This window comes from Deltaproteobacteria bacterium, assembly GCA_005879535.1.
Classification (GTDB): domain Bacteria; phylum Myxococcota; class Myxococcia; order Myxococcales; family 40CM-4-68-19; genus 40CM-4-68-19.
The window spans coordinates 143,502-156,966 of record VBKI01000070.1; the positions used below are offsets into that span (position 1 = coordinate 143,502).

A 13,465-nucleotide genomic window follows, 5' to 3' on the forward strand; every position below is an offset into this window, starting at 1 on the left:
CAGATCAGAGCGAGAAGCGGAACCGGGGCCGCTCGACGAACAGCGTGTCCGAGGTGACCCGGGCGCCTTGGGCGTCCTTGACCACGAACTGGAACTCGACTTCGTTGCGGCCCGCCGCAGCTGGCGGGATGGCGACCTTCCACTTGGGCTTCACGCTCGGCGCGGCGTTTTCCTGCAGCGATTGCGCCTTCTGACCCTGGGCGCCGTCGGCGTCGAGCGCCCAGATCTCGATGGTGAGGGAACCGGTCAGGTTGGCGGTGCACTCGATCCAGAGATGGACCTCCTGGTCCTTGCGGGCGCGCTGGACCGACCACCGCGCCGACTTCACCTGGCCCTGGACAGGTGTGGCGGCGAGGTTCTGCTGCTGTCCCGCGGAGCTCGTGTGCGTATCGCTCTTCTTCTTTTGCTTCGGCGGCTTCGCCGCCGTCGTGCTCTGCAGCAGGATCTGCAGCGCATTCATCAAGTACGATCCAAGTCCCTGCGCGCTGGCTCCATCGTCGATGTTGACGTCCGGCGAGCCCTCGATGATGGGCCCCGACGCGCCGCAGTGCTTCGTCTGATCGTTCATCCGTGCGAACGGCTTGCCGTTCACGTACACGGTGGGCGACCCCTTCTTGATCGTGAAGGTATTCGGGCCGCAGCAGGCGGCATGGATCCCCAGATCGTCCTGTCGCGCCGCCGGCTTGCTGTTGATGAGGACGTCGGGCGAGCCGGTGACGATCGGGCCCACGGCTGGATGCGGGCAGGCCGGACAGCCGTGCGCATCCGCATCGACTTGCGCTTTGTCCCCGAGACGGGCCGCAGCGGGCATGCACACCCCCAAGCGGGTTCAGCATACTACTTTGAAGCTGATCAGGCGAGCGGCCCCTCGCTCATCGGTCGGGCGACGTCGTACGCCCCGCGGCGCGCTCCAGTCCTGCATCGTCGCGCTTCTCGCCGCCGTGGCTTGCCGACCGGCGGCCGGTCAGCAACGCCCTGCAGACCTCGTGCTCCTCCACGGCGAAGTGTTCACCGTCGACCCGCAGCGGCCCCGCGCTCAGGCCGTCGCCGTGCGCGGAGATCGCATCGTCGCGGTGGGCAGCGACGCGGAGATCCAGAAGCTCGCGGGCGTCGGCACGAAAGTGATCGATCTGCGCGGCCGGCTGGCGATTCCCGGCTTCATCGAGGGCCACGGTCACTACACGGCGCTCGGCGAATCGAAGCTCATCCTCGACCTAACGAAGGCAAAGACCTGGGACGACATCGTTGCGCAGGTGGCGGACATCGAGGGACGGGGGTGGCATCAGGAGAAATGGGCGCGGCCGCCGCAGCCCAATGTCGAAGGGGTGCCCCTTCACGCCTCGCTCGATCGTGTGAGCCCGTCGAACCCGGTGGTCCTCGAGCACGCCAGCGGTCATGCGGCGTTCGTCAACGCCCAGGCGCTGAAGCTTGCCGGGGTGACCCGCGAGACGCCCGATCCTCCGGGCGGCGAGATCGTGAAGGACGCCAGCGGGGAGCCCACCGGGCTGCTCAAGGAGACGGCGCAGGGACTGGTGCGCGCGGGAATCGCGAATCAGCCGCGGAATTCTCCAGCGGAAGATGAGGCGCGTTTCCGCAAGGTGGTGGAGCTCGCCGGCGCCGATGCGCTCTCCAAAGGCGTCACCACCTTTCACGACGCCGGGGCGAGCTTCGCCACCATCGACGGCTACAAGAAGCTCGCCGACGAAGGAAAGCTCCCGCTGCGCCTCTACGTGATGGTGCGGTTCGAGTCCGATCCCTCGCTCGAGGCGAACCTCGATCGACACCGCCTGATCGGGTACGGGCACGGGATCCTCACGGTGCGCGCAATCAAGGAGCAGATCGACGGCGCGCTCGGGAGCCACGGCGCCTGGCTGCTCGCGCCATACGCGGATCTGCCTTCGAGCACCGGCCTCGTGCTCAAGCCGATGCCCGACTTCGAGAAGACCGCCCGCATCGCCATCCGGCACGGGTTTCAGGTGAATACCCACGCCATCGGGGACCGTGCCAACCGCGAGGTCCTCGACGTCTACGAGAGGATCTTCCGCGACTTCCCCGGCAAACGCGACCTGCGCTGGCGCATCGAGCACGCGCAGCACGTCGAGCCCGCCGACGTTCCGCGCTTCAAGAAGCTGGGCGTGATCGCGTCGATGCAGGGAATGCATATCGTCTCCGACGCCCCCTGGGTCCCAAAGCGCCTGGGGGAGGAGCGCGCGCGGCGCACGTCGTATCCCTGGCGGTCGCTAATCGATGCCGGCGCCGTGGTCACCAACGGCACCGACACGCCGGTCGAGGACGTCGATCCGATCCCGAGCTTTCATGGCGCGGTGTCGCGCAAGTCGAAGGACGGCACGGTGTTCGTGCCGGAGCAGCGCGTGTCCCGCGAGGAGGCGCTGCGCGCCTATACGCTCGGCAATGCTTACGCCGCGTTCGAGGAGAAGGAAAAAGGCTCACTCTCGGTGGGGAAGCTCGCGGACATCGTCGTGCTTTCGAAGAACATCCTCGCCATCCCCGAGGACGACATTCCATCTGCGCGCGTCGACCTGACGATTCTCGGCGGACAGGTGCGGGCCACCCGACCTCCGTAGCCGGGAGCCCCCTTGTTCGCCGGCTTGCTCCGTGCCACGATTTTTGAAGGAACTGTCCGTCATGCCCACCGTGAGCGAAGCGATTCGTTCCAGCCGCTGGGCGCATTCGCTGACGCCGGAAGAACTTGCGCGCGTGGAAGCCACGGTCATCGAGCGCACGGTGCCTGTCGACGGGTACGTTTGCCGCACCGGCCAGCCCGTTGATGCGTGGATCGGCGTCATCGAAGGACTCGTGAAGCTCTGCCCGGCTTCGCAGGCGGGGAAGTCGGCGGCGTTCACGTGCGTGACCGCGGGCGGGTGGTTCGGCGAAGGATCGGTATTGAAAGATCGGGTGTGGCGGTTCGACGCCGTCGCGCTGCGCAGGAGCCGGATCGCCTACGTCCCGAGGGAAACTTTCGAGTGGCTCCTGGACGACAACATCGGGTTCAACCGGTTCCTGCTGCACCAGCTCAACGAGAGGCTTGGGCTCTTCATCGGGATGATTGAGACGGATCGCCTCCTCGATCCGGATACGCGCGTGGCGCGTTGTCTGGCAGGCCTGTTCAACGAATACCTCTATCCCGGCATCCATCAGCGGCTGCAGCTCTCACAGGAAGAGATCGGCCACCTCTGCGGCCTCTCCCGCCAGCGAGCGAACCAGGCGCTGCAGGTGCTGGCGAAGGCCGGAATTCTCGAGGCCGAGTACGGTCACATCACCGTTCTCGATCTCGATGCCTTGCGCAGTTTCGGTCGATGATTGTCGTCAGGATGCCAATCTGTAAAAAGCTGTCCGCACGACAGTTTTTGACTCCGGCGAGGGTAATCGCGTAAACGCGGAGCCGGTTCGCACCCCCGCAACCGAAATCAACGAGGAAAATCATGAAGCTCCTTGGAAGAGCAGTGTCTGTACTCGCGTTGTTCGTCGCGGCGGCCCTGCCGTCGCGCAGCGCAGGAGCCGCTCAGCGCACCTGCGAAAGCCTGAAGGATCTGAAGTGGCCGAAAGATACGACCATCACCATCGCCACGATGGTTGCGCGGGGGGCGTTCGATCCGCCCGGCGCGACGCCGCCCATCGATACCGCCGCCTGCCGCGTCGCGGGATCCATCAACCCGACCAGCGACTCCAACATCCAGTTCGAAGTCTGGATGCCGGCGACCGGGTGGAACGGAAAGTTCCTCTCGGCAGGTGAAGGGGGCTACGCCGGCGCGATCAACTACGGCGGCATCGCAGATGCGCTCCGGCGCGGCTACGCCGGCGGTTCGACGGATACCGGACACGTCGGCGGCACCGCGGACTTCGCGCCGGGCCATCCCGAGAAGGTCACGGACTTCGGCTGGCGCGGGAAGCATCTACAGGCCGCGCGTTCGAAGGACATCATTCGCGCCTTCTATCGCCAGTCGATCTCCCACTCGTATTTCAGCTCGTGCTCCAACGGCGGCCGTCAGGCGTTGATGGAGATCCAGCGGTTTCCGGAGGACTACGATGGAGTGCTGGTCGGCGCGCCGGCTAACGACTGGTCCCATCTCTTTGCGGGTTTCATCTGGAACGAACAAGCGCTGTGGAACACGCCTGGCGCGTACCTGAAAACCAGCAAGCTTGCCGCGATCCAGAGCGCGACGCTCGCGACCTGCGACGCGCTCGACGGCGTCAGCGACGGCGTGGTCGAGGACCCGCGCCGCTGCACGTTCGATCCGGCCAGCATCGCCTGTCCCTCCGGCACTGACGGCGATGCCTGTCTCACGCCGGCGCAAGTTGGTGCGGTACGGAAAATCATGTCCGGTGCCCGCAATCCGCGTACGGGGAAGCAGATCTTCCCCGGCTGGTTCACGAGCGCAGCAGCAGCGGCAGGGTCCTGGGGAGCGTGGATCACGGGTCCTGCCACACCTGGCGCATCCATCCAGGCATTCTTCGGAAATTCATACTTCGGCCGCATCATCAACGAAATCCCGGCCCCCGGGGTATGGGACTTCTCGACGTTCAACTTCGACAGCGACATGACGAACGCGGATCGCAAGGCGGTGGGCGGCGCTCTGACGATGAACTCCACCGACCCGGAGCTCGGCGACTTCCGGCATGCCAACCACAACGGCAAGATCATCCATTGGCACGGCTGGGAGGATCCCGCGATCTCGGCGCTCACCTCGATCAACTACTACCGGGAAGTGGTTGCCGCCAACGAGGAGGCGTCCGACTTCTACCGGCTCTTCATGGTTCCCGGCATGGTGCACTGCGGTGGCGGGCCGGGACCGAATTCGTTCGGCCAGTCGCTGGCGCAAGCGAAGCCGCTCAACAATGCGCCGGAGAACGACATCCTCAGCGCGCTCGAGCGCTGGGTCGAGAAGGGCGTCGCACCGACACGGATCGTGGCGGTGAAGTACGTCAACGATCAGCCTGCGTCGGGCATCCTCCGCACCCGCCCGCTCTGCGCGTATCCGAGGACGGCGGTCTACAAGGGCAGCGGCAGCACGGACGACGCGGCGAATTTCGACTGCCGCAAGCCCAGCCAGAAGGGCGACGACGGCAATCAGGACGACGACGAGGATTGATTGAGCTCAACGAGGCGGCGCGTCAGGTAGCGACGCTCCGCCTCGTTCTGCGCAAGCTCGAGCGCCTTCCGGTAGGCGGCCCTTGCCTCTGCGCGGCGGCCGAGGCGCCGCAACAGGTCGGCGCGCGTCGAATGCCAGAGGTGGTATGCGCCGAGGGCACCGGCCAGCTCGTCGACCATCGGCAGCGCCTTCTCGGCACCCGATGCCATCGAGACTGCGACCGCGCGATTGAGCGCCACCACCGGCGACGGGTGCAGCACCTGTAGCCGATCGTAGAGCAATGCGATCTGCCCCCAATCCGTCTCCTCGGCTCGCGTCGCCTCTGCGTGAACGGCGGCGATTGCCGCCTCGAGCGCATATGGGCCAGGCGGCGCGAGCACCAGCGCTCTCTGAACGAGAGCGCACCCTTCTTCGATCTCCGCGCGATCCCATTTCGAGCGGTCCTGGTCGGCCAAGGCCACCAACTCGCCCTGGGCATCGACGCGGGCGCCGCGCCGTGCGTCGTGCAGGAGCATGAGCGCCAGGAGCGCGTCGAGCTCCGGGACCACCACCGGCGGCAGCGCCCGCAACAGCCTCGCCAGCCGGATGGCCTCGGCGCAGAGCTCGCGCCGGATCAGCGCATCTCCGCGCGCCGCCGAGTACCCTTCGTTGAAGACGAGATACAGGACCGCCATTACCCGCGGCGCCCGCTCCGGCAGCTCCTCCAGCGACGGAACCTGGTACGGGATCCCCGCTCCTCGAATCTTCCCTTTCGCTCGCACCAGTCGCTGCGCCATGGTGGCGGGGGTGGTCAGGAAGGCGCGCGCGATCTCGTCGGTGGTGAGACCGCACAGGGTCCACAGGGTCAGCGCCACCTGCGCTTCCGGAGCGAGCGCGGGGTGACAGCAGGTGAAGATCAGCCGCAGCCGTTCGTCCGGAACGTCCTCGTCGTCCGAAAACGCCGGCATCTGCGGTTCCTCCTGCTCCGAAAGCGCGGCCGCCATCGCGCTCAGCCGGGAACTCCGCCGCAGCCGGTCGATCGCCTTGTGCCTCGCGGTCCCGTACAGCCAGGCGCGCGGGTTGCGCGGCGCGGCCGCCGTCCATTCGACGACGGCGGCCGCGAACGCGTCCTGCAAGGCTTCCTCGGCGACGTCGAAGTCGCCCACTGCGCGAATCAGGGCCGAGAGCAGCCGGCCCCATTCTTCACGGTGCAGCTGCTCGATCATGAATCGAACGTCATGATCGGCCTGACCTCGATCGATCCGAAGCGAGCCCCGGGGATCTTGCCGGCCACGTGGATGGCTTCGTCCAGATCCTTCGCCTCGATCAGGTAAAAGCCGCCCAACTGCTCCTTCGTCTCGGCGAACGGTCCATCCGTGGTGAGCCGCTTGCCGTCGCGGACGGTGACGGTGGTGGCGGTCGCGGTCGGCTTGAGCGCGTTCCCGCCGAGGATGGCCTTGGCGAACTCCTTCCCGAACGCCCGGTACTCGGCCATCTCCTTCGGGTCGTAGCCGCTCGTCTCCCAGCGCTTCTCGTTCTCGTAGATGAGCAACAGGTACTTCATGGTGGTGTTTCCTCCTTGCCCTGTAGTCGAACGGGACATGGCCCGGATCGACAGCGGGACGCAAAATGTCGCGACGCCGGACGTTCGTCTCAGGCCGTCAACGCAGCGAACTCGCGCAGGAACCGATCCATTTCCTCCGGTCTTCCCAGAGTGACGCGCAGGTGTTTGGGCATTGCCGGGAACAGCCGGCCGACCTCGACGCCGCGCTGGCGCAACGCCGCGATCAGCGGTTTCACCTCGCGCCGCGTGTCGATCATCACGAAGTTCGCCTGCGAGGGGATCATGGTGAACCCGCGACGGCCCAGCTCCGCAACGACCTGAGCGCGGGTGGCTGCGTTTCGCCTGCGGCCCTGCTCCGCCCAGGCTGCGTCGGCCACGCTCGCCCGCCCCGCGGCCAGGGCGATCACGTTGACCGAATCCCACGCCGCCTGCGCTGCGAGCTTCGCGATCACCGCTGGCTGCGCGACCGCATATCCGAGCCGGACTCCGGCCATGCCGTAGATCTTCGAGAACGTGCGCGTCACGATCAGGCCGGGGCGCGTCTTCACCAGCGGCAGGACGCTCTCGTAGTCCGGACCGTCCGCGTAATGGTGGTAGGCCTCGTCGACCAGCACCGCGCTCGACGATGCCTGGAGGAACGCGCCCATCCGGGCCTTCGGCGTCACGCTCGCCGTGGGGTTGTTGGGATTGCAGACGTAGACGAGAGCCGCGCCTTCCCCCTGCATCCGAACGAGGTCGTGCGCAAACGCGGAATCGAGCGGGACGGTCACCACCGGCGACCCGCGCGCCTTTGCGTAAGCGGCGATCGCCTCGAACGTCGGCTCCGCCATCACCAGCTTGCCCGGATATGCGCTGGCGGCCAGCTTGAGGATCTCGCTCGATCCGTCGCCCAGCAGGAACCACTCGCGGGGCAGGCCATGCAGCCGTGACAGGTCGTCGATCAGCTGGCCGGCGGCCTCGTCGGGGTATCGCCATGCGCGGGCGCACGCCGCGCGCATGGCATCCAGCGCCGCCGGCGAAGGCCCATATGGATTCTCGTTGGCGCTGAGGCGGACGGCGGCCGGAACTGCTTCCGCGAGCAGCGGCCGCACCGCGGCAGCCGCTACACCCGCACCCAACCATCGTCCGAGATCGCGCCTCGTCAAAGCATGCATGGGTCGGCTCCCTTCGGAGCCGACTCTAGCGCTCGCTCAGACCGCTGTCCTCGCACAGGCAGGCGACGACAATCGCGCGACCAGACGCAACGGCATCAGCCGCGAAGGCACACCGACCAGCGTCTCGATGCCGAACCGACCGGCGAGCGCCTGCTCCAGGCGCGCGCGCCCGAAAGCGTGCAGGTGCCATTCCTCGTCCATTGCCCTGGACATCCTGTACTCGCCGGCCACCAGCCGGCTGCCGAGCGGGAGTCCGAAGAGGATCCTCTTGATGCGGTTGATCAGCACCTCGTTCGGAACCGAAATGACCGCGATGCCGCCCGGAGCCAGGACGCGATGCATCTCGCGGATGACGGATTCCGGGTCGAGGACATGCTCGAGGACTTCGGAGCAGTAGACGCGATCGAACGCGCCGTCGCGGAACGGGAGCGCCATCGCGTCGCTGCGCACGAGGCTTGCGCGAGCGCCGAGGCGGACGCGCGCCTTGCGCAGGATGAACGGGGACAGATCGATGCCGAATTGCACGCCGCCGATACGCTCGAGCACGTTCCCGCCGCCGACGCCCACCTCGAGCACGCGCGAGGACGGCGTCGCGTCGAGAAGCCGGCGGATGGCCCGGACCCGCAGCTGTTCGACGGCGCGAATCAGCAGCGCGGATCTCGTGTGGTACGCATCCGGATCGAACCGGCGCACCATCTCCTCGTTCCAGGGCGCGAATTCCTGGCGATCCCGAGGCCGGGCCCGCCTGATTCCGGATGCTGTCGTCGCCATGCCAGCGCGGTGGCCATGGCCATGGCCCGGGGCAACTGCGGCATCGCCACCGACGTCCGGGACTCGACGCTCGCGACTGCCCGGATGCGGATCGTCGGGTTGACATTTAAGTTAGTACTTAATAGTGTCGACGGCATGCGAAAGCTCACCGTGTTCAATCAGATCTCGGTCGACGGTTACTTCAGGACGGCGGGTGGCGACTCCGCCTGGATGCACCAGCAGGACGACGATGCGGAGTTCAACGAATTCACCGCCTCCAATGCCCGGGGCGGAGGCGCGCTGCTCTTCGGCAGGACGACCTACGAGATGATGGCCAGTTTCTGGCCGACTCCGGCCGCGGCGGAGCAGTTCCCGGTCGTGGCGAAGCAGATGAACAGCCTTCCCAAGGTCGTGTTCTCGAGAACCCTGAAAAAGGTGTCGTGGAACAACACCAGACTGGCGAAGGGCGACCCGGTGGCGGAAGTGCGAAGGATGAAGAACGAGCCGGGAGAGCAGATGGTGATCATGGGAAGCGGCACCATCGTGTCGCAGCTGATGCCGGCGGGTTTGATCGACGAATACCAGTTCGTAGTCATTCCCGTGGTTCTCGGCGAAGGCAAGACCATGTTCGAAGGCACCAGGATGTTGAACCTGACGCTGACGAAGTCGCGCACGTTCCGCAACGGAAAGGCCTTCCTGGTCTACGAACCAAAGGCATGAGGCCACCCATGGGCAACGATGACCCGTCTCGCAAAGGGCAAGTGGTCGTCGAAGGCGACACCGCGACCCTGATCTTCAGGAGGATTCTCCGTCATGCGCCGGAGCACGTCTGGGATGCGATCGCCACGCCCGAGGGTCTGAAGGAATGGCTGATGTGCTCCGAGGCCAGGATCGATGGACGAACGGGCGGCACCATCGAGATGGTCTCCGGCCCGCCTCGATACCGCTCGAAGGGAAAGATCCTGAGTTGGGATCCGCCGCGTGCGTTCGAGTACGAATGGAACGTGGCTCCGGTCGCCGAGATGCCTCTCGGACAGAATGCCATCTTTCGTTACGAGTTGACCCCACGAGGAGGCTCGACTCTTCTGACGGTCACCTACCGTCGGATCACGAAGCAGACCGCTCCAGGCTTTCTGCCTGGAACCCATGCGTTCCTTGACCGGCTCGAAGCTCAACTCGACAAGAAACCGCTGCCGGACTGGACCGGTCGATTCAACGAGCTTCTCAGCCAATATCCGGCCTGGACGAAGTGACGCATGCGACCCTTGCAGCAGAACGACGTGTTTCACGCGATTGCGCACCCGGCGCGACGAACGATTCTCAGGCTGCTGAAAGGCGGGCAAAAGCCGGCGGGGAAGCTGGCTGAGTCCTTTGGGGTCTCGTTCGCAGCCGTCTCACAGCATCTCAAGGTCCTCAAAGATGCCGATCTGGTCTCGGAGCGACGCGAAGGGCGGCAGAGGATCTACCGGCTTCATCCGATGCCCTTGAAAGAGGTGGTGAGCTGGATCGACGAGTTCGAGGTCTTCTTCAATGCCCGACTTGATGCTCTCGCCGATCATCTGGATCGAAAGCATGGCCGAAAGAAGAAATGAGCCTGGTCACATCCGCTTTGCCCGCTCCTGCTCCAGCGTTGCGATCGCGCCCTCCAATGTCGCGATGTCCAGCCGCAGGCGGCTGCGCTCGTCACTGCTGATCCACCAACTCTTGACCCTGCGCGCCATGCTCGCCAGGCTCTCGTTGGCTGCCTCGAGGGCGCGCTCGATGTCCGCCAGCTCCTCGACCCGGCGGAGGTCCGGCGGCAACGACTGCACGTACTCGTGCCGTCTGGCACCCCGCCAGATCCCGAACCAGATGACGGCGAACAGGGCGGTGAAGATGGCGACGAGCAGGAAGACCCCGTTGCCGATGCCCGACGACGGCTTTGCAAACGCGTACCGGACGCACGCGATCGTGGCGGCTGCCTGAGCCAGCCATGCGCAGAGCAGGACGATGCGCGCGATCTGGCGGAGGAAAGGCGGCCCCTTGAACGCGAGAATCGCGGCGACGATCGGCGCCGCGACGAAGAGAATGAAGAAGGCCTGAAGGAGATCGCTGGGAAGCATCGCGCCTCGCTCCGCACCAGGACGAGCATCCTGCAGCCGCGCGTCCCGTCAAAGTTTGCAGGTCCTCGCGTGCCGCAAGGATGTATTGCGGGGTGGTCGCGGCGCGCGAAACGGGCGATGCCGCGCATCCGCCGCCACTTCGATGCGCCCTGTTCCGCCACGAGATTTGGACGCGCGCTGCGGCCACCGATACCGTGCGCAGAGCCGGTCTCCGGTCGTTCAACCCAGGGGGAAATCGATGATGGGCTGGATCGTCCTTGCCGTTCTGCTTCTCGCCGTCGTGCTCCTGGTGAGCGCCTACAATCGTCTGGTCGAGCTGCGCAACCGCTACAAGAACGCGTACTCGCAAATCGACGTCCAGCTCAAGCGTCGGTATGACCTGGTTCCCAACCTGGTCGAGACGGCAAAGGGCTACCTCAAGCACGAGCGCCAGACGCTGGAAGCGGTGATCCTGGCGAGGAACCAGGCCAGCCTCGCCGCACAGCGCGCTGCCGCCACTCCGGGCGAGGCCACGGCGATGCGGGACCTTGCGGGCGCGGAGGCAGCGCTGGGCGGCGCCCTGGGTCGCATGTTCGCGTTGGCCGAGGCGTACCCGGATCTGAAGTCGAATACGACCATGAACCAGCTCTCGGAGGAGCTCTCGTCGACCGAGAACAAGGTCGCCTTCGCCCGGCAGGCCTACAACGACGCGGTGATGTCCTACAACACCGGCCGGGAGATCTTTCCGGTCTCGATCATCGCCGGAGCGACCGGCTTCGTCGAGGCGCGGCTCTTCGAGATCGAGCGCACGGTCGAGCGCGAGCCGGTGAAAGTCTCCTTCGCCTGAGCCACGGACAGATGGACTTCTTTGAGGCGCAGGAACGGGCGAAACGCCGGACGGGATGGCTGGTCGTGCTGTTCAGCCTCGCCGTCTGCGGAACGGTGATGGCGGTGTATGCCGTGGCAATGGGCGCCCTGCATTTGCTTGGCCTGCGTCTGTTGACCAATCTGCCGACGCAATTCTGGGACCCCAACCTGTTCTGGAGGATCGCGGCCAACACCCTGATCTTGATCGTCGGGGTCAGCATCTACAAGACGCGGGCGGTGAGCGCCTCGGCGGATGCCATTGCTCTCGGCCTCGGTGGGCGCCTGTTGGATCCGAACACGGTCGACCCGCACGAGCGCCGGCTTCTCGACGTCGTGGAGGAGATGTCCATCGCGTCCGGGCTCCCGGTGCCTGCCGTGCATCTGTTGCCGCAAGAGGCGGGAATCAACGCGTTCGCCGTTGGCCTCGACGCCTCCCGCTCGGCGATCGCGGTGACCGACGGATGCCTCAGGCTGCTCTCGCGTGACGAGCTGCAGGGCGTCGTGGCCCACGAGTTCAGCCACCTTCTGAACGGCGACGCGAGGATGAACGTTCGCCTCCTGGGATTGGTCCACGGCATCCTGGTGATCGGCCTCATTGGCTCTGCGATCCTGAGGTCGTTTGGCCGGTCGAGCGACGGAAGCCGCCGCAAGGGCAATGTCGGCGGCTTGAGCGCCGTGATTTTCGTCGGGGTCTCGCTGTACGTGATTGGATCCATCGGCGTCTTCTTCGCGCGGCTCATCAAGGCCGCGGTCAGCCGGCAACGCGAGCTGCTCGCCGATGCGGCGGGAGTGCAGTTCACCCGCAACCCGGCGGGGCTCGCGGGCGCGCTGAAGAAGATCGGCCGTCTCTCGCGGGGCTCCCGCCTTCTCGCTCCCCGCGCGGAGGAGGCGAGCCACTTCTACTTCAGCGAGGGAATGGCGCGTTTCACCGCGCTGATGTCGACCCATCCTCCGCTGCCGGAGCGCATCCGACTCCTCGATCCGCAATTTGCCGGAGAGCTGCCGGAAGGGCAGCTCGAAGCTGTTGCGCTGGAGGATGAGATTCCAGGCGTCGCCGCCGCCGTCCCTGTCGCACAGCGACTCTCGCTGCGGCCCACCGTGGCGGTCGCCAGCATCGGAGCGCTCGGAGATCAGCACATCGCCTACGCGCAATCCTTGCTGGCGCAAATTCCGCAGCGCCTCCGCGATTCCATCCGGGAGCCGTGGGTCGCGAGGGCCGTCGTACTGGCGCTGCTCCTCGACGGCAAGCCGGAGATCCGGACGGCGCAGTTGAAAGCCCTGCTCGCGATCGGCGATGCAAAGCTCGCCGAGGAGGTGTCCCGCGTGGCCGGCGCCCTGAGGACCTGTCCAGTGGAAGCGCGGCTGCCGGTCGTCGACCTCGCGCTGCCGGCTTTGAGGCGGTTGTCCCGCGCGCAGTGCGGCGATCTTCGCGCCGCCGTCGGCCGGCTGATCCGCGCCGACTCGCGCATCGGCTTGTTCGAATACACTCTGCAGCGTGTCCTGCTCCGCCATCTGGCCGCGCACTTCGGGCCGAGACGACCGCCCGGGGGTCCGCAGGTCGAGGTCCGCGAAGCGTCGTCCCTCCTGCTCTCGATGCTCGCCTATGCGGGGGCCACGGATCCCGGCGAGGTTGCGCGAGCCTTCGAGGCGGCACGGGCGGAGTTGTCGCCGGGCCGCTTCCAGCTCACCCTGCTGCCGCGGAGCGATTGCGACCTGCATGCGCTGGATCGGGCCCTCGACCGGCTCGTCGAGACGGCGCCGCGGCTCCGCGGCGAGATCCTCGGCGCCTGCGTCGCCGCCGTGGCGACGGACGGGAAAGTGACCATCGCCGAGGGCGAGATGCTCCGCGCCATCTCCGACTCTCTCGGTTGTCCGATGCCGCCGCTGCTGCCCGGTGAGCACGTTCAGGCGATGGCCAGGCCTGCAACACGCACAGGCTGACTGACATCAAGGACAGAT

Annotated in this window: 14 protein-coding genes; 8 read left to right on the forward strand and 6 right to left on the reverse strand. The window is 66.3% G+C overall.

The genetic code is table 11. From position 1 onward, the window contains the following. Positions 1–4: 4 nt before the first annotated feature. Entirely contained in the window at positions 5–811 is an 807-nt protein-coding gene (locus E6J58_16015) for a hypothetical protein (protein ID TMB35693.1), read from the reverse strand. On the opposite strand from E6J58_16015, the gene E6J58_16020 reads away from it, so the two are divergent. From E6J58_16020 to E6J58_16030, 3 genes are all read left to right on the forward strand, one after another. Continuing rightward, the gene (locus E6J58_16020; protein TMB35694.1) at positions 810–2,585 is read left to right on the forward strand and encodes an amidohydrolase; all 1,776 of its coding nucleotides are present in this window, start codon (positions 810–812) and stop codon (positions 2,583–2,585) included. The genes E6J58_16015 and E6J58_16020 overlap by 2 nt on opposite strands. Positions 2,586–2,646: 61 nt before the next feature. Beyond that, a complete protein-coding gene (locus tag E6J58_16025; GenBank protein TMB35695.1) occupies positions 2,647–3,321 on the forward strand; it encodes a Crp/Fnr family transcriptional regulator in 675 nt (224 codons plus the stop codon). Between the two features lie 122 nt (positions 3,322–3,443). After that, on the forward strand, positions 3,444–5,111 hold the full coding sequence (locus E6J58_16030) for a tannase/feruloyl esterase family alpha/beta hydrolase (GenBank protein TMB35696.1): 1,668 nt from the start codon (positions 3,444–3,446) through the stop codon (positions 5,109–5,111). On the opposite strand, the gene E6J58_16035 is transcribed toward E6J58_16030, so the two are convergent. The 4 genes from E6J58_16035 to E6J58_16050 all read right to left on the reverse strand — a co-directional run bounded on the left by E6J58_16035 (position 5,090) and on the right by E6J58_16050 (position 8,579). Further along, positions 5,090–6,316 (reverse strand): RNA polymerase subunit sigma-24, encoded by a 1,227-nt coding sequence (locus E6J58_16035; protein TMB35697.1) that lies wholly within the window; start codon positions 6,314–6,316, stop codon positions 5,090–5,092. The genes E6J58_16030 and E6J58_16035 overlap by 22 nt on opposite strands. Then, on the reverse strand, positions 6,313–6,654 hold the full coding sequence (locus E6J58_16040) for a YciI family protein (GenBank protein TMB35698.1): 342 nt from the start codon (positions 6,652–6,654) through the stop codon (positions 6,313–6,315). Before E6J58_16040 ends, E6J58_16035 begins: the two co-directional genes overlap by 4 nt. 89 nt (positions 6,655–6,743) lie before the next feature. Continuing rightward, positions 6,744–7,808, reverse strand: coding sequence for an aminotransferase class I/II-fold pyridoxal phosphate-dependent enzyme (locus E6J58_16045; protein TMB35699.1), 1,065 nt, complete (start codon positions 7,806–7,808; stop codon positions 6,744–6,746). A 36-nt stretch (positions 7,809–7,844) separates the two neighbouring features. After that, the gene (locus E6J58_16050) at positions 7,845–8,579 is read right to left on the reverse strand and encodes a methyltransferase domain-containing protein (protein ID TMB35700.1); all 735 of its coding nucleotides are present in this window, start codon (positions 8,577–8,579) and stop codon (positions 7,845–7,847) included. Between the two features lie 135 nt (positions 8,580–8,714). Here E6J58_16050 and E6J58_16055 point away from each other — a divergent pair, with 135 nt between their 5' ends. The 3 genes from E6J58_16055 to E6J58_16065 are packed head-to-tail and all read left to right on the forward strand — an operon-like array spanning position 8,715 to position 10,150. Continuing rightward, a complete protein-coding gene (locus E6J58_16055) occupies positions 8,715–9,278 on the forward strand; it encodes a dihydrofolate reductase (GenBank protein ID TMB35752.1) in 564 nt (187 codons plus the stop codon). Between the two features lie 8 nt (positions 9,279–9,286). After that, positions 9,287–9,811, forward strand: a complete 525-nt coding sequence (locus E6J58_16060; protein TMB35701.1) for an SRPBCC family protein — start codon at positions 9,287–9,289, stop codon at positions 9,809–9,811. Between the two features lie 3 nt (positions 9,812–9,814). Beyond that, positions 9,815–10,150 carry a winged helix-turn-helix transcriptional regulator gene (locus E6J58_16065; GenBank protein ID TMB35702.1) on the forward strand — a complete coding sequence of 112 codons (336 nt, stop codon included), beginning with the start codon at positions 9,815–9,817 and terminating at the stop codon, positions 10,148–10,150. Positions 10,151–10,156: 6 nt separating this feature from the next. On the opposite strand, the gene E6J58_16070 is transcribed toward E6J58_16065, so the two are convergent. Beyond that, positions 10,157–10,660: a hypothetical protein gene (locus E6J58_16070; protein ID TMB35703.1), complete on the reverse strand. Its 504-nt coding sequence runs from the start codon at positions 10,658–10,660 to the stop codon at positions 10,157–10,159. Between the two features lie 238 nt (positions 10,661–10,898). Here E6J58_16070 and E6J58_16075 point away from each other — a divergent pair, with 238 nt between their 5' ends. Together E6J58_16075 and E6J58_16080 are read left to right on the forward strand one after the other, a co-directional pair. Then, positions 10,899–11,486 carry a LemA family protein gene (locus E6J58_16075; protein TMB35704.1) on the forward strand — a complete coding sequence of 196 codons (588 nt, stop codon included), beginning with the start codon at positions 10,899–10,901 and terminating at the stop codon, positions 11,484–11,486. Positions 11,487–11,497: 11 nt separating this feature from the next. Next, on the forward strand, positions 11,498–13,447 hold the full coding sequence (locus E6J58_16080; protein TMB35705.1) for a hypothetical protein: 1,950 nt from the start codon (positions 11,498–11,500) through the stop codon (positions 13,445–13,447). Positions 13,448–13,465 lie beyond the last annotated feature (18 nt).